Source organism: Brooklawnia sp., from assembly GCF_032229645.1.
Lineage (GTDB): Bacteria > Actinomycetota > Actinomycetes > Propionibacteriales > Propionibacteriaceae > Brooklawnia.
Genome location: NZ_JAVTWX010000087.1, coordinates 27,760 through 48,127, shown reverse-complemented (window position 1 = coordinate 48,127; position 20,368 = coordinate 27,760). Strand labels below are relative to the sequence as shown.

General features: G+C 61.3%; 18 protein-coding genes. 12 read left to right on the top strand and 6 right to left on the bottom strand.

Annotated elements, in window-relative coordinates:
• From AAFP05_RS06505 to AAFP05_RS06485, 5 genes are all read left to right on the top strand, one after another.
• On the top strand, nucleotides 1-570 hold a 570-nt coding region (locus tag AAFP05_RS06505; protein ID WP_341729044.1), incomplete at its 5' end, for a dihydrofolate reductase family protein.
• 283 nt (nucleotides 571-853) lie between these two features.
• The gene (locus AAFP05_RS06500; protein WP_341729043.1) at nucleotides 854-1,612 is read left to right on the top strand and encodes a DUF364 domain-containing protein; all 759 of its coding nucleotides are present in this window, start codon (nucleotides 854-856) and stop codon (nucleotides 1,610-1,612) included.
• A gap of 95 nt (nucleotides 1,613-1,707) precedes the next feature.
• Nucleotides 1,708-2,853, top strand: a complete 1,146-nt coding sequence (locus AAFP05_RS06495; protein WP_341729042.1) for an ABC transporter substrate-binding protein — start codon at nucleotides 1,708-1,710, stop codon at nucleotides 2,851-2,853.
• Nucleotides 2,837-3,955, top strand: a complete 1,119-nt coding sequence (locus tag AAFP05_RS06490; RefSeq protein ID WP_341729041.1) for an iron ABC transporter permease — start codon at nucleotides 2,837-2,839, stop codon at nucleotides 3,953-3,955. Before AAFP05_RS06495 ends, AAFP05_RS06490 begins: the two co-directional genes overlap by 17 nt.
• Nucleotides 3,952-4,749, top strand: coding sequence for an ABC transporter ATP-binding protein (locus tag AAFP05_RS06485; RefSeq protein WP_341729040.1), 798 nt, complete (start codon nucleotides 3,952-3,954; stop codon nucleotides 4,747-4,749). The genes AAFP05_RS06490 and AAFP05_RS06485 overlap by 4 nt, the downstream gene beginning before the upstream one ends.
• Nucleotides 4,750-4,983: 234 nt before the next feature.
• Here the strand turns inward: AAFP05_RS06485 and glnA are convergent, their stop codons facing one another.
• From glnA to AAFP05_RS06465, 4 genes are all read right to left on the bottom strand, one after another.
• Complete coding sequence (gene glnA, locus AAFP05_RS06480) at nucleotides 4,984-6,405, bottom strand: type I glutamate--ammonia ligase (RefSeq protein WP_341729039.1); 1,422 nt, start codon at nucleotides 6,403-6,405, stop codon at nucleotides 4,984-4,986.
• A 287-nt stretch (nucleotides 6,406-6,692) separates the two neighbouring features.
• The gene (locus AAFP05_RS06475) at nucleotides 6,693-7,577 is read right to left on the bottom strand and encodes a sugar phosphate isomerase/epimerase family protein (protein WP_341729038.1); all 885 of its coding nucleotides are present in this window, start codon (nucleotides 7,575-7,577) and stop codon (nucleotides 6,693-6,695) included.
• A complete protein-coding gene (locus tag AAFP05_RS06470; RefSeq protein WP_341729037.1) occupies nucleotides 7,577-8,347 on the bottom strand; it encodes a 3-ketoacyl-ACP reductase in 771 nt (256 codons plus the stop codon). Before AAFP05_RS06470 ends, AAFP05_RS06475 begins: the two co-directional genes overlap by 1 nt.
• Before the next feature lie 61 nt (nucleotides 8,348-8,408).
• Nucleotides 8,409-9,395, bottom strand: coding sequence for a LacI family DNA-binding transcriptional regulator (locus AAFP05_RS06465; protein ID WP_341729036.1), 987 nt, complete (start codon nucleotides 9,393-9,395; stop codon nucleotides 8,409-8,411).
• 166 nt (nucleotides 9,396-9,561) lie between these two features.
• On the opposite strand from AAFP05_RS06465, the gene AAFP05_RS06460 reads away from it, so the two are divergent.
• A complete protein-coding gene (locus tag AAFP05_RS06460; RefSeq protein ID WP_341729035.1) occupies nucleotides 9,562-11,610 on the top strand; it encodes an FAD-binding protein in 2,049 nt (682 codons plus the stop codon).
• Between the two features lie 32 nt (nucleotides 11,611-11,642).
• Here AAFP05_RS06460 and AAFP05_RS06455 read toward each other — a convergent pair whose 3' ends face one another.
• Both AAFP05_RS06455 and AAFP05_RS06450 read right to left on the bottom strand, forming a co-directional pair.
• The gene (locus AAFP05_RS06455) at nucleotides 11,643-12,770 is read right to left on the bottom strand and encodes an ATP-dependent 6-phosphofructokinase (RefSeq protein ID WP_341729034.1); all 1,128 of its coding nucleotides are present in this window, start codon (nucleotides 12,768-12,770) and stop codon (nucleotides 11,643-11,645) included.
• A 117-nt stretch (nucleotides 12,771-12,887) separates the two neighbouring features.
• A complete protein-coding gene (locus AAFP05_RS06450; RefSeq protein WP_341729033.1) occupies nucleotides 12,888-13,385 on the bottom strand; it encodes a hypothetical protein in 498 nt (165 codons plus the stop codon).
• A 294-nt stretch (nucleotides 13,386-13,679) separates the two neighbouring features.
• Between AAFP05_RS06450 and AAFP05_RS06445 the strand changes: the two genes are divergently transcribed.
• The 6 genes from AAFP05_RS06445 to AAFP05_RS06420 all read left to right on the top strand — a co-directional run bounded on the left by AAFP05_RS06445 (nucleotide 13,680) and on the right by AAFP05_RS06420 (nucleotide 20,275).
• Entirely contained in the window at nucleotides 13,680-14,537 is an 858-nt protein-coding gene (locus AAFP05_RS06445; protein ID WP_341729032.1) for a transketolase, read from the top strand.
• Nucleotides 14,534-15,496: a transketolase C-terminal domain-containing protein gene (locus tag AAFP05_RS06440; protein ID WP_341729031.1), complete on the top strand. Its 963-nt coding sequence runs from the start codon at nucleotides 14,534-14,536 to the stop codon at nucleotides 15,494-15,496. Before AAFP05_RS06445 ends, AAFP05_RS06440 begins: the two co-directional genes overlap by 4 nt.
• A gap of 10 nt (nucleotides 15,497-15,506) precedes the next feature.
• Complete coding sequence (locus tag AAFP05_RS06435; RefSeq protein WP_341729030.1) at nucleotides 15,507-16,313, top strand: SDR family oxidoreductase; 807 nt, start codon at nucleotides 15,507-15,509, stop codon at nucleotides 16,311-16,313.
• Between the two features lie 321 nt (nucleotides 16,314-16,634).
• On the top strand, nucleotides 16,635-17,975 hold the full coding sequence (locus AAFP05_RS06430) for a glycoside-pentoside-hexuronide (GPH):cation symporter (protein WP_341729029.1): 1,341 nt from the start codon (nucleotides 16,635-16,637) through the stop codon (nucleotides 17,973-17,975).
• Between the two features lie 45 nt (nucleotides 17,976-18,020).
• Nucleotides 18,021-19,040: an alcohol dehydrogenase catalytic domain-containing protein gene (locus tag AAFP05_RS06425; protein WP_341729028.1), complete on the top strand. Its 1,020-nt coding sequence runs from the start codon at nucleotides 18,021-18,023 to the stop codon at nucleotides 19,038-19,040.
• Between the two features lie 71 nt (nucleotides 19,041-19,111).
• Entirely contained in the window at nucleotides 19,112-20,275 is a 1,164-nt protein-coding gene (locus tag AAFP05_RS06420; protein WP_341729027.1) for an epoxide hydrolase family protein, read from the top strand.
• Nucleotides 20,276-20,368: the final 93 nt, after the last annotated feature.

Below are 20,368 nucleotides of genomic sequence, written 5' to 3'. Positions count from 1 at the left end.
ATGAGACCACTTCGATACTCGATCAATGTCACGCTCGACGGCTGCTGTCATCACGAGGCAGGGCTTCCGCCGGACGAGGAGTCGATGCGTTATTGGGCCGCTGAAATGGCAGGAGCCGATGCCCTGCTGTTCGGACGGGTGACCTACGAGATGATGGAGTCGGCTTGGCGTAAGCCGGCCACGGGCGTGTGGCCCGACTGGATGGACGCGTGGGAAGTTCCGTTCGCCGAGACGATCGACCGGGCGAAGAAGTACGTCGTGTCGAGCACGCTGAGCGGAGTCGATTGGAATGCCGAGCTGGTGCGCGGCGACTTGGGGCAAGCGGTTCAGCGGCTAAAACAAGAGCCAGGCAAGGGCCTGTGGGTGGGCGGAGTAACGCTCCCCCTGGCGCTGGCAGACCTGGGACTAATCGACGAGTACGAGTTCCTTGTGCAGCCGGTCCTTGCCGGACGCGGGCCGACGTTGCTCGCCGGTCTGCGCGAGCGCATCCAGCTCGAGCTCGTGGATCGCCATGAGTTCGGCTCGGGAGTGGTCGCCTTGCGGTACCGGTCCACACGAGTTCCGGACTGACGTCTTCTGTCCCGGCACATTGGCCGCTGCTTCGTGACAGAACACCGGCTCGGATTCGCCTTGCCGCGTGCCGGCCGTGCCGTCGAACGAGCCATCTGAGTGCGCAATTCCTGCCGGCGGCCCCACGGCCACGATCGTCAGTTCGTCACTGCGTACGTTGCGCGCTGTTTTGCGAGCGGTTCGGTGCAGTGCCAAGTCCCATGTGATATAACCGTATACAGGTTAGCCTGACCTAACCATGAATAATGTGGAGCGGGTTGATCCCGACAGCAGAGGAGTTCTGGTGCCAGATCCGTGGCAGATATACGACCAGTTAATCGAGGTCATTCCCGCTGAGGTGAGCGTTGTCGCTGCGGGAGTGGGACCGCGGTGGTGCCGGGTCAGATCGTCCGAAGGCGGGCTCGGCATGGCATATGCGTTCGCCGACAACTCTCGTCCCGCTCTGCGTGACGGCGAAGGCCTTGTCGGGGCGCCGTTGCGAGAGGTCGCCTCGCTGGCGAAGAGCTGGAACTTCGCCGAAGCGGGCATCGCCATGGCAGCGATCAACGCGTGGTACTCGCAACCAGAGCGGGCTGAGGCCCACGGATTCACGCGGTGCGAGGCGAACAACTGGGAACGGTTGTTTCACCCGTATTCGGATGCGGTGGCCGGCAAGACCGTCTCGGTCATCGGTCATTTTCCTTTCGCTCCCGCGGCGTTGGCGAGGGCGGCCGAGTTGCGCGTCCTCGAACGCAGCACCCAGGCCGGGGACTACCCGGATTCGGCGTGCGAGTATCTGCTTCCCAGCAGCGACTATGTGTTCATTTCGGGCTCCGCGTTCGTCAACAAGACGATGCCGCGGCTGCTGGAACTCGCGCGGAACGCGACGACGATCGTGGTCGGCCCATCCACGCCGCTGAGCCCGCTGTTGTTCGATCACGGGGTGGACGTCTGCACCGGGTTCGTCCCTTCGGCGCCGGACGAACTCTTCGATGTCCTCGAAGGTGGCACTCCGGCGAGCATGTACGACCACGCGTATCGGGTGGAGCAGGGCCATAACTGAGCTGAATCCAAACCGGCAACCGATGTTGCTGACGAACCTGAATAGAAGAATGCCCGCAGCGGTGGCGGCGGGCCCATACCCGAGGTGAGGAAAAGATGAAATCCAAGTTCGGCGCACTCATTGCGCTGGCCCTGGCAGGCAGCGTAGCGCTGGCCGGCTGCTCGTCCGGCAGCAGCTCTTCGAGCGCCACCGCGGCGTCCGAGACGACCGCAAATACCCCACAGCAGACCGGACCCCATACCGTGACCGATCATTCGGGCGCGCAGGTCGAGATCCCCGCGCAGATCAATAGCGTGGCTTTCGAACAGATTCCGCTGGTGTCGACCTACGTCGCATATTTCGATGGCGAGGCGCCGAATATCGTAGCCACCTCCGAGCGTCTCGTGAACATGATGGACGACACGATGCTCGCCGAGATCGCCCCGGAAGCACTCGATGTGGACACCTCCTTCGACAACCAGGGCACCATCAATGCGGAGACCCTGCTCGGCATTGGGCCCGATGTCGTCTTCAACAATGCCCGTAATGCGCAGAATCGCGGTGCCATGGAGGCCGCAGGCTTGACGGTGGTCGGCTTCGACACCATGGGCGCACCCACCGACACCTACGTGCGATGGCTTCGGCTGCTGGAGGACGTCTACAACGAGCCCGGCAAGAACGATGCCAAGATCGCCTATGGCGATACGCTCATCAACGATGCGGAAGCGCGCGCATCCCGGGTTCCCGAAGACCAGAAGCGATCCGCACTGATCGTGATGGGCGCCAACAAGGGCATGCTCGTGGTCGCCGGAGGTCAGGACGGGTGGTTCACCGACCGTTGGGCCGAGACCATGAACTTCACCAACGTGACTGCGGACTCCCAAGAGGGAACCATGCCGGTCAATGCCGAGCAACTGCAGGCTTGGGATCCTGATGTCATTCTCGTCACCGGCAAGGGCCAAAGCTCGATGACGGCTGCCGAGATCTTGAACAATCAGGTGGAGGGCATCGATCTATCCACGCTGCGGGCCGTGCAGAATGGCGAGGTCTATACCACCGAATTGGGTATGTGGAATTGGTTCACCCCAGGCCCGGATGCGCCGGTCGCGGCGAATTGGATCGGCTCGAAGCTGTATCCGGCCGAATTCGACGACGTTGACCTGGTCACGATGACCCAGGACTACTACGCGCAGATGTATGGCCATCAGGTAAGCGGGGAGCGCGCTGCCAAGATTCTGGATCCGGATGCCGGTCTACGCTGAGACCTCATCCACTGCGCCCGCCCAGTCGCGGAGCAGACCGAACTCCGAGCCCAGGAGCGTGGCCAGGTCGGGATTGACGGGCGCATTGGTCTGCGATGGTCGGCTCAGGCCGTGGTTCGTCGTCGTCCTATGGCTGGTGCTGGCCGGTTGCGCAGCGGCCTCGGTTCTCGCGGGCCGCTACGGCGTCACGCTGTCACAGGTCGTCACGGCGCTTTGGGAGTATGCCGGTGGCCGGGAGTTCTCGGATCCCAATGTCGGATCGGTGCTCTTCGGCGTCCGGCTTCCCCGCACGGTGCTGGCCATCGTCGTCGGCTCAGGACTGGCCGTGGCCGGCGCAGCCTTTCAATCGGTCTTCTCCAACCCGCTCGCCACGCCCGACACGCTGGGCGTGGCGGCGGGCACCTCCATCGGAGCGGTGCTGGCTTTGCTGCTGGAGTGGAGTCTGCTGGGTGTGCAGCTGCTCGCGCTGCTCTTCGGTCTGATCGCGATGGCGGTCACCGCGGCGATCGCTCGGCAGCGGGGACGAACCTCGATTGTCATGCTGGTGCTGGCCGGAGTCATCGTCTCCGCGATCGCCAACGCGGTGATCTCGTTGCTCAAGCTAGTCGCCGACCCCACATCGAAGCTGCCCGAGATCACTTACTGGCTGATGGGGTCGATGGCCGGCGTCGGCTTCGACGCCATCGCGTTGGGAGCACCGCTCATCGTGCTGGGCTCGCTCACCATCTATCTGCTGCGCTGGCGGCTCAACGTGCTCGCGCTTTCCGAGGACGAGGCGCGGGCAGCCGGGCTCAACCTCAAGGTGCTGCGTCCGGTGGTTATCGTGAGCGCCACGGTGATCACCGCGTCAGTGGTGTCGATGTGCGGGCAGGTGGGCTGGATCGGTCTGCTGGTTCCGCATTGCGCCCGGATGCTGGTGGGCAACAACAACCGGGTCATCATCCCGGTGTCGCTGCTGCTGGGCGCCATCATGATGCTGCTGATCGACACCCTGGCGCGCACCATTACTGCGTCGGAGATTCCCATCTCCGTGCTCACCGCCCTACTGGGGGCGCCCTTCTTCATCGTCCTGCTGCGTCGAACCGGAGGTAATTGGCGATGACCTTCGCGGTGATCGATGGCGCATTCCGATATCCGCATGCCAGGACAGCAATTCTCGATGGAATCAACTTCTCCGTGGACGAGGGCGAGTTGCTCGCCGTGCTCGGCCCCAACGGCGCGGGAAAGACCACCCTCATGCGCGCCATGATCGGGCTGCTGCAGTGGAGCGGCGGTCGCTCCGAGATCGACGGCGTCAACCTGAACGAGATGACCCAGCGAGAGATCGGACGCACCATCGCCTACGTGCCGCAGGCCCGGTCGGCGGTCACCCTGTCGCTAACGGGCCTCGACATGGTGACCGTTGGCCGGGCGCCGCACCTGGGCATCTTCGAGCAGCCCGGCGTGAGGGAACGGGCCAGGGCGTGGGAGACGATGGTCTCGATCGGAGCCGGTCATTTGGCCCAGATGCCGTGCGGCAACATGTCCGGTGGGCAATTCCAGATGGTTCTCATCGCGCGAGCGCTCGTCGCCGAGCCGAGGATCCTCGTTCTTGATGAGCCGGAGACGGGCCTCGACTTTCACAATCAGCTGGTGGTGCTGAAGCTGCTGCGCCGACTCGTCGCGGAGGCGAAGCTGACCGTCATAATGAATACCCACTATCCGGCGCATGCCCTGCGGGTGGCCGACAGAGTAATTCTGGTCGATGCTGCCCATCGTCCGGTATCGGGGTCGGTAACCGAGGTCATGACCGAGCAGCGGCTCGCCGAGGTCTTCGACGTGGAAGTGCGAATTTCCGATGTCAACTACGACGATCAGCAGATTCCCACCGTCACCGCCATGGACCTGCGAGGGTGACAGACCATCTGCGGTCGCGGGCCCTGCCCCGGCGGGAATCCTCGATCCCTCCGTGATCGTGCAGTTCTGGACGACGACAGTGGGAGTGTTTCACCGGTCAAACCGGCGGAACACTCCCACTCTCCAGGGCGGAAGAAGCCCGCGATCACCTACGGTCGGCAAACTCGGCCGGCTGTTGAAATTGCCTGTCAGTGCCGCATTCGACAGCTTTCAACGGCAGCCAAGACGCCGGAATCAGATCTGGTAGTAGAGATCGAACTCGTAGGGATGCGGACGCTGACGCAGGGCATCGAGTTCTTCGCGCTTCAGGCCGATCCAGGTCTCGAGCAGGTCGGGCGTGAACACGTCGCCGGCCAGCAGGAAGTCCTTGTCAGCGTCGAGGGCATCAAGCACCTCTTCCAGCGAACCCGGAACCTGAGTCACCTGAGCGTGCTCTTCGGGAGGCAGCTCGTAGAGGTCCTTGTCGACCGGAGCCGGCGGCTCGATGCGGTTCTGGATGCCATCAATGCCGGCGAGCAGCAGGGCAGCGAAAGCCAGGTACGGATTCGCCGACGGATCGGGGCAGCGGAACTCGATGCGCTTGGCCTTCGGGTTCGACCCGGTAATCGGGATGCGGATGCAAGCCGAACGGTTGCGGGCCGAGTAGACCAGGTTCACCGGAGCCTCGAAGCCCGGCACCAGACGATGGAAGCTGTTGATCGTCGGGTTGGTGAAGGCCAGCAGCGCCGGAGCGTGCTTGAGCAGACCACCGATGTACCAGCGAGCGAGGTCGGACAGCTGAGCGTAGCCATTCTCGTCATAGAACAGCGGCTTGCCCTCGTTCCAGATCGACTGGTGACAGTGCATGCCCGAACCGTTGTCGCCGAAGACGGGCTTCGGCATGAAGGTCGCCGACTTGCCGTTCACGTAGGCGGTGTTCTTGACCAGGTACTTGAACTTCATGACGTTGTCAGCACTGGTCAGCAACTCATCGAAACGCCAGTTGATCTCGGCCTGGCCGGCGGCGCCGACCTCGTGGTGGGCGCGCTCGATGATCAGGCCGGCGTCCTCACAGTGCTTGACGATCTCGTCGCGCAGGTCGCCGTAGTGGTCAGCGGGAGCCACCGGGAAGTAGCCGCCCTTGGTCTTGACCTTGTAGCCGAGGTTGCCGCGTTCTTCTTCGCGGGCGCTGTTCCAGCCAGCCGACTCGGCGTCCACCGAGTAGAACGAGCTGTGGCCGTTGGTCTCGTAGCGCACGTCATCGAAGACGTAGAACTCGGCCTCGGGAGCGAAGAAGGCGGTGTCGCCGATGCCCGTGGTGGCCAGGTAGGCCTGGGCCTTCTTGGCGATGTTGCGCGGATCCCTGCTGTAGGGCTCCTTGGTCAGCGGGTCGTGGACGAAGAAGTTCACCACCAGGGTCTTCGACTTGCGGAACGGGTCGAGGTAAGCCGAGGTCGGGTCGGGCATCAGAGCCATATCGGACTCGTTGATGGTCTGGAAGCCCGTTACGGACGAGCCGTCGAAGGCCAGCCCCTCCTCGAAGACTTCGGGACCGAACGAACCTGCCGGCACGGTGAAATGCTGCATCACACCTGGCAGATCGCAGAAACGAACGTCAACGTTCTCGACGTTCTCGTCCTTGATGTACGCCAAGAGATCGTCGGCGCCTTGGAACATTTGGTCTCCTCCAACTAGACGACCCGGGGTTTCCCGGCCCGCTGAATCAGTGAACGGGTTTACGCTATCCAGCCAATCTAGCGGAGGTGTTGCGTCAACGTTACAGCCATGTAACGCCTGCCCGGGAGGTCGCCGAGCGTGACTGAAAGTGATTTGCACCTTGTCACCTCGGAAAAGGACGCTCGGTCCGGCTTCAGCCTCTTGGCCACTTCTGCGTCTTGTCCGAGACCGATCTCAGCTTCTCTTCCACGTGCTTCATAGCCAGGTCCAACTGCTCATCGAGCACCCTAGGCGCCTTGTTGCCGAAGATATGGCGAGACAAGCTTCGCGAAGCGCTCGCGCACCGTGCCCAGCAACTCGTCCGCAGGCAGACCCCAGATCGACTTGTTGAAGATCTCGACCTCGACATCGCCGGTGTAGCCGGCTTCTTCGACCCGCGAGGTGATGGTAGCGAAGTCGATATATCCATCACCCATGAAACCACGCGAGTTGAGCGTGTCGGGTTCGAGCGGCAGTACCCAATCGCTCACCTGGTAGGACGAAATACGGCCGCTTCGTCCGGCTCGGGCAATCTGCTCGGCCAGCTGAGGATCCCACCAGACGTGGTAGGTGTCGACCACAACCCCGACGGCCGCCGGATCGAATGCCTCGGCGATATCGAGGCTTTGGCCCAGGGTGGACAGCACTCCCCGGTCACCCGCGAAGATCGGATGCATTGGCTCGAGCGCCAACCGCACTCCGCGAGACTGTGCGTAGGGAACCAGATCTGCGACTCGGTCAACGACGCGTTGCCGGGCAGCGATGAGATCACGGTCGCCGTCGGGAAGCGCCGGACCGCCGAAGTCGCTGGCGGCGAGCAGACCTCCGACCACCATCACGAGCTCCGGCGCACCCAGGCCGGCTGCCTCGTCGATCGCGGCCTTGTTATCGGCCAGCGCCCATGCGATGGCATCGGGACCGGAGGCCGTCATGAACCCGCCACGGCACAGCGACGAAACCCGTAGCCCGGCCTGCTTGGCCAGCTGCACGGTGCGTTCGACTCCAGTCTCGGCGACTCGGTCGCGCCAGAAGCCGATTGCCTGGTAGCCGTGCTCGGCAGCCGCAGCTATTGCTGTGGGGATGTCGAGGTTCTTGGCGGTGGCGGTATTGAGGGAAAGACGGTTGGTGGACATCACAGCACCGGGATCCGCATGCCGCCGTCGACGTAGATGATGTCGCCGGTCGAGTACTTCAGGCGTCCTTCGGCCAGCACCATGACTGCTTCGGCAACGTCGTCGGGCTCGCCCCAGCGAGGGATCGGGCAGTTGCCATCTTCGAGAATGTACTTGTCGTACTTGCCGGTGACGACCTTCGTCATCTCGGTGCGGATGATGCCGGGGCTGACCTCGTAGACAGGGATGCCGTGCTCGGCCAGCCGGATCGCGAAGAGCTTGGTCGCCATGCTGACCCCGGCTTTCGAGATGCAGTATTCGCCGCGGTTGGTCGACACCATGGTCGCCGAGGCAGAGCCGGTGTTCACGATGATGCCGGGCTGGCCGCCAGGATTGCGCGGCGAGTTTGTGATCATCAGTGCCGCCACCTTTTGGGTGAGCAGCAGTGGCCCGCGCAGGTTGACGTCCATGACGCGGTCGTAGCTCTCGACCGGCATCTCCAAGATGTCAACGCGCTGAGCCGGACCAGTACCGGCGTTGTTGCAGAGCAGATCGATCTGACCGAACCTCGCGACCGTCTCGTTGACGAGGGTCTCGCGAGTGGATGCATCGGTGATGTCGCCGAGCAGGGAGTAGATGCGTCCGGCCTCGACGAGCCGATGGAACTGGTCGTCGGCCGACGCTTTGCGCGCCAGCACGCCGACATTGTATCCGGCTGCGATCAACTTCTTCGCGATGGCCAGACCGATTCCCCTGCTGCCACCGGTAACGATGGCGGTGGGCTGATTCATGGGTTGCTCCTTTGCAGTTGGGTCGAATGGGAGTGAGAGAGCCAGGCGCCGCCAGGCAGATTCACCGGACAGGACCAGTCGACTGACGCACGACCAGGCTGGCCAACAGCACAACCTCTTCACGCGTGGTGCTCTGACCAGAGATGATCTTCTCGAGTAGCTCGACGGCTGCGATACCCAGGCGTTCGAGAGGCATTGCCATGGTGGTCAGTGGAGGCTGAGTCGCCTCGGAGATCAGTACATCGTCCGTGCCGACAACGCTGATGTCATCGGGCACCCGCACGCCGCGTTGCTGAAGGCGTGACAAGATCCCCATCGCCACCAGATCGTTGAACGCGATGACCGCGCTGACACCTGCCGAGATGACCAAATCAGCCGCGGCGATGCCGCCATGCGCAAAGGCCGCGAAGTTTCCCAGGTGGGCGATCTCGATTTGGTCGGATTCGTCGTCGATTCGGCGAAGCTCAGCGCTACGGACAGCCTCCGATGGCGAGGCAACCGAGCCACCGACGTAACCGATGCGCTCGTGACCAAGGGCGTGAAGATGCCTGACGATCTGCCGCATGGCATCGTCCTCGTCCACACTCGCTGAGCTCACCGAATCGGCAGAGTGGTTGACCAGAACCATCGGCACGCTCGCGGCCATCTCGGCGATCTGACTGTCGGTCGAACGACTGGAACATGAGATCACGCCTTGCACGCTAGGCAGCAACCCGTTGAGCAGCCCGGCCTCTTGTTCGATGTCTTCGCTCGTATTCGCCACGATCATGTTGAACGATCGCGTGTGGGCTCGCTGCTGAGCGGCCTTTGCAATTGCAGCAAAGTACGGGTTGGCGATGTCGGGGGCCATGAAGGCTATCGTCGGGTGGTCGGTGGGGGCTTGTTGCGGACGACGCACCGGCGCAGGCTCATAGCCGAGTGCCTCTGCGGCCTTCCGTACGCGGCCGAGTGTGGCAGGAGACAACCTATCCGGGTGCGTGTAGGCCCGTGACACGGTGGAAACCGAGACGCCCGCACGTTGCGCGACCTGAAGAGCGCTCGATGTCATCGGCGAACCTTTCCGCATCAAGTCGTTTGAAGAGCGAGTACTGCCTGCCTGTCAACCAGTTCGGAGAGACTCCGATCCGAGGATGAGCCGAGTCTATTGAGGTGCCATGGGAGGCGTCAAGCAGCAAGTGCTGCAATTGCAAGGAGGGCCCGCTAGGCTGTGCGGCATGGCGAATACCGAAGTACGCACTGTCGGGGGTCTGAACCTCGAGGTACTCACGACCAACTCGGTCGTCATCGGCACTGGCTCTGCCGGATTCTGCGCGGCCACCAGACTCGTCGACTTCGGCCAGGACGATGTCGTCATCGTTACCGACAAGACCAAGGCCGGCACGTCGCGCAACGCAGGCTCTGACAAGCAGACGTATTACAAGCTGACGTTGGCCGGATCAGAGCCGGACTCCGTGCGTGAGATGGCAAATACGCTGTTCTCGGGCGGGGCTATGGACGGCGACAACGCGCTGGCCGAGGCGGCGCTGTCGGCTAGAGCCTTCTTGCATCTCTGCGATATCGGCGTGCCGTTTCCCCGCAACGAGTACGGCGAGTTCGTCGGTTACAAGACCGACCACGACCCCCGCCAGCGCGCCACCTCGGTTGGACCGTACACGTCGCGTTCCATGGTGGAGGCGCTGGAAAGCGAGGCAAATCAGCAGGGGATTACGGTTATCTCGGAATGTCGGGTGGTGGACCTGATCGTCGCTGACCAAGAGGTGATCGGCGTCCTGCTGCTCAGGCGGGATAGAGACTGGGATCCGGCCGATCCACCGTTCTTGCTGGTCAGATGCACCAACGTGGTTTATGCCACCGGAGGTCCCGCGATGCTCTACGCCAACAGCGTCTTCCCGCACGGCCAGTGGGGAGCCTCGGGCGCCGGTTACCGCGCCGGAGCCGTCGGCAAGAATGTCACCGAGTGGCAGTTCGGACTGGCGTCGGTTCGTCCGAGGTGGAATGTCTCGGGCAGCTATATGCAGGTCGTACCGCGATTCATCTCGACCGAGCCGGATGGCAGCGATCCGCGCGAGTTCCTGCTGGATGCGATCGGTGACCGTGGACGACTCGCGTCGCTGGTCTTCCTCAAGGGCTATCAGTGGCCTTTCGATATTCGAAAGGCCCGCGAAGGATCGTCGGTGATCGACCTGCTGGTCTATCGCGAGACCCAGTTGCGTGGTCGTCGTGTCTACCTGGATTTCATGCACAATGTCGCTGACCAGGCATTCACCCTGGACGATCTCGAGCCGGAGGCCCGCAGCTACCTGGAGCGTGCCGGGGCTGTGCAAGGCAGCCCGATCAAGCGGCTGATGCACATGAACCGCCCGGCCTATGACTTCTATCTTGAGAAGGGGCCCAAGGTCGATCTTGCCACCGAGATGCTCGAGGTCGATGTCTGTGCCCAGCACAACAACGGCGGCTTCGCCGTCGACTCGTGGTGGCGGTCGAATCTGGAGGGCTTCTTTCCGGTCGGTGAGGCTGCCGGCTCGCACGGTGTCTATCGCCCGGGTGGTTCGGCTCTCAACAGCGGCCAGGTCGGCGCCACCCGGGCTGCCGAGTACATTGCGAAGCGTCGCACCCAGCTGCCCGGGGACGACTCAACGGCGTTCGAAACCGCTGCGGCCCAGCGCGTCGCCGAGGCTCTCGAACTGGTCGAGGCAGCGGCCTCGAATGCGGCGGGCGGCACGCAGCTCACCCCGCTCGATCTGCTGAGGCAGTTGAGCGAGCTGATGAGCGTCGATGCCGGGCCAGTTCGATCTACCGAATCGATCGACGAAGTCTGCTCGGCGGTCACCCAGTGGCTTGCCGAACTGCCGCGAATCGTTGCTGCCGCTCCGGATGCTCGGCGACTCATCGACCGGATCTTCCTGCTTCGCGACGCGCTGACAACGGCGTTCGTCTATACCGCAGCCATGCAGGACTTCGCCGGCACGAATGCGGGATCGCGTGGTTCAGTGCTCTATTCGGACGACGCCGGAAGCTTCCCTGTTGAAGGGGATCTCGACCAGGTCCGTTACGCAGCCGACCGCCCCGGCGTCTTCAAGTTCCGGCTGTCCGGCCCCGAGCTGGATGCTACGACTCAAGAGGTGCGCTTAATACCCACCGACCGTGGAGAGGCCCCGCAGGTCGGCATCAGCTGGCGCGCTGTGCGTCCGATCCCTAGCGAGAACGATTTCTTCGAGAACGTCTGGCGACAGTACCGCCAGAGCGGGGGAGTGCCGGGCTAGGGAGATTGCGCGGAAAGCTTGTCTCCCGAATCTCACGCGTCGCCCAGGCTGGTGCCGACCGCACGGGCGGCCTCCACCCAGGGGTGATCCAGTGGCACGTACTTCACCTTGCCGCCGACTTCTTTGAGTGGGATCGTTCCCGTGTCGGTGCCCTTCGCGGTCACCATGATGCCGAATTCACCTGCGTCCACCAGTTCAGCGCCCTTGGTGCCCAGCCGTGTTGCCAGCAGGCGGTCTTGGGCGCACGGGGTGCCACCGCGCTGCACATATCCGAGGATCGTGACGCGTGATTCCAGACCCGTCGCGTCCTCCAGCCGGGTTGCCAGCTTGAGTGTGTTGTCGCGCATCGAGCGCTCAAGATCCTGCTTGGCTTTCTTCGCCGCGGCCTTGGCCGCGACACTGGATGCTTCGTTGACCAAAGCCTGGGCCCCCAACATCGCCATCGAGTCGGCCTGATTGCGGGCGCCCTCAGCGACGGCGATCACCGAGAAGCTGAGTCCCTCTTTGCGGCGCTGCTCCACTGCCTTGACGATGACGCCAACGTCGTATGGCACCTCGGGCAGCAAGATGATGTCGGCGCCGCCGGCGATGCCGGATCCCAGCGCCAACCAACCTGCGCGGTGACCCATGATCTCGGCGAGGATGATGCGATGGTGCGAGTGGGCCGTCGAGTGCAGGCGATCGACAGCTTCGGTCGCGATCTCCAGCGCAGTCGAAAAGCCGAAAGAGTCATCGGTGCCGATGATGTCATTGTCGATGGTCTTCGGAAGATGAATCACGTTGAGCCCGGCCTTGGAGAGCTTATAGGCGTTGCGCGCAGTGCCGCCGCCGCCAAGGGTCACCAAGGCGTCGAGACCGAGCTTCTCGTAGTTGTCGACGATCGTCGGCACCATGTCGCGGACCTCGCCGTCCATGACCATGCGATCCACCTTGTCGCGGCTGGTTCCAAGAATCGTCCCGCCGACTGTAAGGATGCCTGACAATGCCTTGCCATCGAGGTTCATGAAGCGGTTTTCCGCCAGTCCCCGCACGCCGTCATGGAACCCGATCAACTCCATCCCGTGCTTGCGGATGGCGGCCTTGCCAAAGCCGCGGATTGCCGCGTTGAGTCCGGGGCAGTCGCCGCCGGCCGTCAGGATTCCGACCTTCTTCTCGGGCATGCGGTTCTCCTTGTCGTGCTGGTTCTCCTTGCCTAGCTGGCGTCATCTTGTCACGAATGACGGCGCGCGTCAGGATCCAGCTCGACTTGGCGCACCAGATGAGTGGCCTCGATCGGATCAGCGTCCGAAGATGTGAGCACGTTCGCGCACCCACTCTGCCAACAGCTCTGGGTATCTCTCGGCGACGAATTCGCTCAGATCAATCATCGACCGGACGCGTAGCCAAGCTCTGCTTCCTTCCGGGAGCGCTTGGAGCGACTTCGTCAAGGCAGCCAGTGGTCGGCGCATATTTGCCGCGTAATTGCGCCCATATTCGTTTTCGTCCACGAGATCGTAGACGTCGGCTCGCTCCCCTGGAGGCCGAGTACGCATGATACGGCCGGCTTTTTCAAGCTCGCGGAGCGCGGTGCTTGCCGATCCGGAGCTCGCACCTATGAGTTCGCGGAGTTCCTTGGCCGTAAACGGTGCGAGGTCCTGGTAAAGGAAGAAGGCTGCGTAGAAGCGCCAGGCCATGCGTGACATGGGTGGGTCCGCCAGAGCTACAGCCACCGTCTCGATCTGCTGGGCAACGGCGCCCCGATCAATGTCGGGCTGCGGCTCGGTGTTGTCATTCACGGCCCCCACAGTAGTCGTCCGAGCGCCGGCCGAGCCGGCAGTACCACCGTTGCTGCCTTATCCAATCGCGTCGCGACAAGGTGATGGAGCACTCGGTGCGGGGGCCTTGAGGATAGTTCGAGCAGACTATTGACCTCTGCTCGCAACCACTGCTACCGTTCTTCCATCTCGTAGAGTTCAGAGATCTCTGAAACGCCAGAGCGGACCATGGTTGGTTCGAAGGGCCATTCAGATAGGTCCTGTTGTCGGTCTTCGACGTAGACGTCGGAGCGCAATGAAGATTGGAGAATACGGGTGGTTGATCAATTGGCGGTCGAACGCCTCGAGCGTGGGGCGTATGACATCAAAATCAAGCTATTGAAGCTTGCACAACAGACCGTGATTCACATCGGTGGAGATCTGTCCGTGGCAGATCTCATGACTGCGCTATGGCAGTACAAGATTAACTATCGGGCGGATGAACCGAAGTGGGAAGAGCGGGATCGTTTCGTCTTATCGAAGGGGCATGCTTCAGCAGTGACGTCGTTCTGTCAGGCATCGATCGGCTGCTACAACCCTGAGGAAATCTATGCGGAATATGCGACAGATATGGGTCGATTCGGAATGCACTCGTGCAATCTGAAGAATCCGCATGTCGAGGTGTCGACGGGCTCGCTGGGACATGGACTGCCGGTATCGGGAGGCATTGCCGCCGCGCTTCGTGCCAAGGGAAACCGCACGAGCCGCGTGTACACCGTTGTGGGGGATGGCGAACTGGATGAGGGCTCGATGTGGGAGACCATCATGTTGGCCCCGCACATGAAGCTCGGCAACCTCGTGGTTCTTGTGGACAAGAACGGTCTGTCATTCGACGGCCCTGTCGAGAAGATTCTTGACCTGGGTGATCTTGCGAAGAAGTTCACCGACTTCGGCTGGAATGTTCAAGAGATCGATGGCCACAAGATGGACGAGATCGTCCGGGCGTTGGACGCGCTGCCTGCCGCAGATTCCGACAAGCCCTCGGTGATCATCGGGCATACCGTCAAGGGCCATGGCGTCAGCTTCATGGAAAGCGCGCCCAAGTGGCACGCAGGGATGCTGTCCGACAGTGATCACGCACAGGCATTGGAAGAAATCACCGCGGCATTCGATGAGGGGAAGGCTAGGGCATGAGCACCATCACAGTCGACGTAATTTTCTCAAGCCTGCGTGACGCGGTCGGAGCACATTTAGCGGATATGGGAGAACGAAATCCGAAGATGATGGTCACGACCGCCGACGTTGCGACGTCGAGTCGAGTCAGCAGATTTGTCGATCGATTCCCCGAGCGCTTTTACAATGTGGGCATCGCGGAACAGAATCTGATGAGCTTCAGCGCAGGCTTGGCGCATGAAGGATTCATGCCTTACGCATTCACCTTCGCTCCCTTTGCGTCCATGCGTAGCTGTGAACAGATCCGCACCGACATTTGCTACAACGGTCTACCTGTGCGCATCATCGGCAACAATGCTGGCTATTCGAATGCAGACTCAGGCGCCACGCACTGCGCGCTTGAAGACGTAGCCATCACCTCGGCGATGGGCAATATGACCGTTATCGAGCCTGGTGACCCGGCCCAGATGAAGCAGGTGCTCGACGCCACCATGGATTGGGACGGCCCGATCTACATCCGGATGGGCCGTGAGGCAACCGGCAGCCTCTATGCCCCCGATGCCCCGTATGCGATCGGGAAGGCCGGAATCCCGGTCGAAGGAAACGACGGCGCGTTTATCTGTTCCGGAATCGTCGTGCATCACGCCGTCGAAGCGTCGAATCGGCTCACGGACGATTTCGGTGTCTCGGTGCGCGTGGTCGATATGCACACCATCAAGCCCTTGGACACCGAGGCGGTGCTCAGCGCCGCCGAGACCGGGCACGTGATTGCGGCGCAGGACCACTCCATTGTCGGCGGGCTCGGGTATGCGGTCGGAGCCACCTTGGCGCAGGCCGGCGTCGGTATCGATTTCGAGGTTCGGGGATGCCCCGATCACTACGTGCCGGTGGCCACCGCCAACTACCTGTATCACCTCAACGGCTATGACGCCGACGGCCTGTACGAGGGCATGAAGTCGATGCTCAAGCTGGATAACTGAGGGAGTCAGCGTGACTGAGTATTTTCCGGTTCATGTCGGTAAAACCGTTGTTGTCACCGGTGGAACTCAAGGCATCGGTCTTGCCGTCGTCCGCCGCTTCTTGAACGAAGGCGCGAATGTCGTCGCCGCAGATATCGTGAACACCACCGAATTCCCGACCAATGTGGCAGACATAGCCACGGCTGAGCGGGCGCATTTTGTTCAGATGGACGTCACCGAATTCGCCTCTGTGGAGAGCGGAATCAAGGAGGTTCTCGATCTCTGCGGCACAATCGACGTTTTGGTCTGTAACGCCGGGTTCGCCAAGTTCGGAGACATCGAAACCGTCTCGATGGACGACTGGCAGGACACCTTGGACGTCATCCTGAATGGTGCCTTCTATTGTGTCCGCGCCGCACTGCCCGCTCTCAAGCAGAGCCATGGCAATGTGGTGAGCACGGCATCCATTTCGGGCTACGGCGTCAACTATTCGCTGAACGCCTACTTCGCCGCCAAGGCCGGGCTGATCAATCTCACTCGCTACATGGCCCTGGAATACGGAAAGTCCGGAATCCGGTTCAACGCCGTCGCGCCCGGCCCCATCCGCTCGCATCCGAACGAAGGGACGGTTTTCGACAACGAGGAGCTTCTGGCCTACTACCGTGATGTGACTCCGCTGGGGCGGCTCGGTCTGGTGGATGATTTGACCGGTGTCTACTCCTTCCTGGCGAGCGACAATGCCAGTTGGGTGACCGGACAGACAGTCGTCGCCGATGGCGGCTTGACGCTGTGGACCGGCGAATATGACCTCGGAAGAATTCAAGCGAAGCTCTCGTGAGCGAACGGGTGTTGTCAGGACCTGACCTATAAGGCTCGGACGATTCAGCTGCATCGGCAATAGTTCTGGAGGGCCGGTGGGGGTCAGATTCTTGGCCCCCACCGGGCTCCCCGTGAATTTCAGTAACAACGGATTCTCTGAATCGACGCAAGTACTTGCTTAGCGCGGTCCGGAGATTCATCAAGACGTGCTGTCTTATTGTCTCCTGATTCAAGAAATGAGTTCCTCGTGCATCAAAATAGTGAAAACTCGGAGGCCACTCCGATGCCTGTGGCAGGCAGTGCATCCACCGTGGCGGTCAATACGAAAATTAAACTTCCGGTGTGGCGGAAGATTGGCTACGCACTGGCTGACGGCGGAAACAACTTCAGCTATTCATTCATCATCTCGTTCCTCGTCTTCTTCGCAACCGACGTGGTCGGAGTAGCCGCAGCAATCATCGGTGGCATCGTGTTGGGATCGCGGCTGCTGGACGCCGTGCTCGACCCGATTATCGGTGGTCTCGCAGACAGAACCCGTACCAGGTGGGGAACCTATCGTCCATGGATTCTGTTCGGGTCGATTCCGCTCTGTGTGCTGCTCGTGCTGTGTTTCACAGTGCTTCCCATCGAATCGATCGCCGTCAAGACGGTCTTCTTGTGTGTCGTCTTCGTACTGTCGATCATCGTGTATTCCTGCGTCAATATCCCCTATAGCGCCGCGACCGCAGTGATCACCCGGGACACCGATGAGCGCGCCTCGGTGACCAGTTATCGCCTGATCGTTGCGGTGACTGTGGGTATCTTCATCATCGGCCAGGCGACCTTGCCACTCGTCGAATTCTTCGGCGGCGGCGACACCACCAGTCCCCGGGGCTGGCTGCTGACCGCTCTGGTCTATGCTGCGGCGGCCTTTGTGCTCTACCTGATCAGCTTCTTCACCATCGACGAGATCGTGCAGCCGCATGTCGAGAAGCAGACCTTCGGCGAGATGATCGGCGCCATGAAGGGCAATGGCCCGGCCTGGATTCTTTCTGCCGGTTTCTTGCTGCTGGGCGTCTTCTACTACGGCCGCAATTCGACCTATATGTACTACTTTACTTACGTGGCGGGCGATCAGAACCTCTACACCCCGTTCATGATGTGCGTGGCGATCGGCAGCCTGCTGGGTGCCTTTGCAGTGCCGATCATCGGGCCGAAGCTGGCAAACAAGGCGACTTTCCCGGTAGGTGCCTTCATTGTGGCGGGGGTCCTCATGATCGCTGCTCAGTTCATCGACCCGGTCGCCAACTGGTGGCTGTTCCTGGTGATCAACGTCGTGACCTCGTTCGGGATCGTCGGAGGAATGACCATGATGTACGGCATGGTGCCCGACACAACCGAGTACGGCGAATGGAAGACCGGTATCCGGGCGGCCGGCTTTATCTCGGCATTCATCACCTTCGCCCTCAAGGTGGGCATGGCAATCGGTATCTCGAGCATCGGATTCGTACTGGATGCGTTCGATTATGTTGCGGGCGCCGAGCAATCAGCCGGCACCATCACGGCCATCAATGTCTTGATGAACCTGGGCCCGGGAATCCTCGCGCTCGTCTGTGCAGCCGTGTTCCTTAAGTACAAGCTGAACAAAGCGGCCTATTACCAGATTGTGGACGAGGTCGAATCGCGTCACACCGACTCGTGATCGCTGGACCGAATGCTTAAGCTCAAACGCTAGAAAGGAAAGACCATGAAGGTAATTGCTTATACCAGGCCCGGGGCGGGAATCGTCGATATTCCGGAACCTCAGATCGCTTCGCCCACCGAAGTCAAGATCAAGATGTCGTATGCGTCCATGTGCGGGTCGGACTTGCACGAATTCGCGGGCGACTTTGACTACTTGCTCCCCGGCGAGGGCCCGGTTCCGGTAGGACATGAGGGATCCGGCATCATCGCGGAACTCGGACCGGATGCCACTGCCAAGGGCCTGAAGGTCGGTGACAAGGTCAGCTTCTATTTCAACAACTATTGCGGTACTTGTCATTGGTGCCGCAATGGGCAGGAGCAATTCTGTTCGAACGTCGAAATCCGGATGGCCTATATGGCGGATTACATCGTCATGGATGAGCAGCAGGTCTTCAAGCTCAAAGACGACGCAGACCTCGTCGCTGCTTCGATCATCGAACCGGTGAGCATCTGTTTGCGCGGTCTCGACCTCGCCGCTCCGGTGCCGGGTCAGACCTTGGCCGTGTTCGGTGGCGGAGGAATCGGTCAGGTAACCGCTCGGCTGGCCGTGCACTCAGGTTGTTCGTCCGTGACTCTTTTCGAACCGGTCGCGGCCAAGCGTCAGGTCGCCCTCGATGGCGGTATCCCGTACGCCTTCGACCCGATCACCGACGACGCCTACGAAAAGGCCATGGAGCTCACCGGTGGACGTGGCTACGACGTCGTCATGGAATGTTCGGGGGCCCAAAGCGCAGTCGAATCGGCCAAGAGGATCGTGTCGCGAGGCGGAACGATCGTCTTGTTGGCGACCTATAAGCCTGGCGCCGAGTTCACGATGCCGATTCACAAGGCATTCCTGGACGAAATCACCGTAGTCACCGGGGTCATGCAATCGCCCTATATGTTCCCGCGGTGCGTCGCGCTCTACGACCAACTCGGCTTGGACAAGCTGGCGACGGTATATGGGCCGGAAGACTTCCAGAAAGCCATCGACGACCAATCAACCGGAGATACCATCAAGGCAGTCTTCGATTTTACCAAGTAGAGACAGACTCGCTTCTTTCAATGGCTCGGCCCCGGCGGCGGGACCGGGTCATTGAAAGGGAAGGCAATAACATGACCAGCGAACCATTCAAGGTGCACGTTTCCGATGAAGACCTTGCGGATTTGCAATCACGGCTGGAGAAGACCCGGTTGGCCGACGATTTCGCCAATGACGATTGGAGCTACGGCACCAACGGCGACTATCTTCGCGAACTGCTCGACTATTGGATCAATGATTTCGACTGGCGCGCGCAAGAAGATCAGATCAACGAGCTGCCGAACTTTCGCACGACGATAGAGGGCATGCCCATTCACTACCTCCATCAAAAGGGGAAAGGACCTCATCCGATTCCGCTCATCATGAGCCACGGCTGGCCCTGGACCTTCTGGGATCTGAAGAAGGTCATCGGACCGCTCACCGATCCCGCCGCATATGGCGGGGATCCCGTAGACGCCTTCGACGTGGTCGTTCCGTCACTGCCCGGGTTTGGATTCTCGGTTCCTCTTCGGACCACCGGAATCAACTACTGGCGCACCGCCGATCTGTGGGAAAAGCTGATGCGCGATGAACTCGGCTACGACAAGTTCGCCGCGCAGGGCGCCGATTGGGGAGCGCTGGTCACCACCCAGCTCGGTCACAAATATGCGGACTCGCTGATCGGGCTTCACCTTCATTACGTTCTTCCGCTGAAGATCGTCGATATCCAATGGCCCGGGCCCGACGAGTACAGCAAGGACGAAGCGCACTGGTATGCGGAGAATGTGCGGCACGACCTGGAAGGATCGGCCTATGTGGCCATCCAAACGACCAGGCCGCAGACCCTCACGTGGGCAATGAACGACTCGCCGATCGGTCTGTGCGCGTGGATGCTGGAAAAGCGCCGCGAGTGGAGCGATTGCGGAGGTGAGGTCGAACGGCGCTTCACCAAGGACGAACTACTCACCGCGACAATGATCTACTGGATCGGCCAGAGCTTCGGCACATCGGCCCGATTCTATTCGGAAGGGCAGCGGAACCCCTGGCGGCCTTCGCACGATCTGACTCCGCAGGTGCAGGTTCCGACCGGTATCGCCGTATTCCCGAAGGACATCTACAAGATGCCGCGCGCGTACTGCGAGCAGATGTTCAACCTGAAGCGGTGGATGGTCATGCCCGAAGGCGGGCATTTCGGTTCGATGGAGGAGCCAGAGCTTCTGGTTGCCGAGATCAGGGCGTTTTTCCGGGAATTGCGCTAGATCGCCTGCTGTCGGGTCTGACGGAGGATCGGGAAGCGACACGCAGCTGCTGTGCGGCAACTCGGTCTTGGACGAAAGTGACTGCCGAAAGTG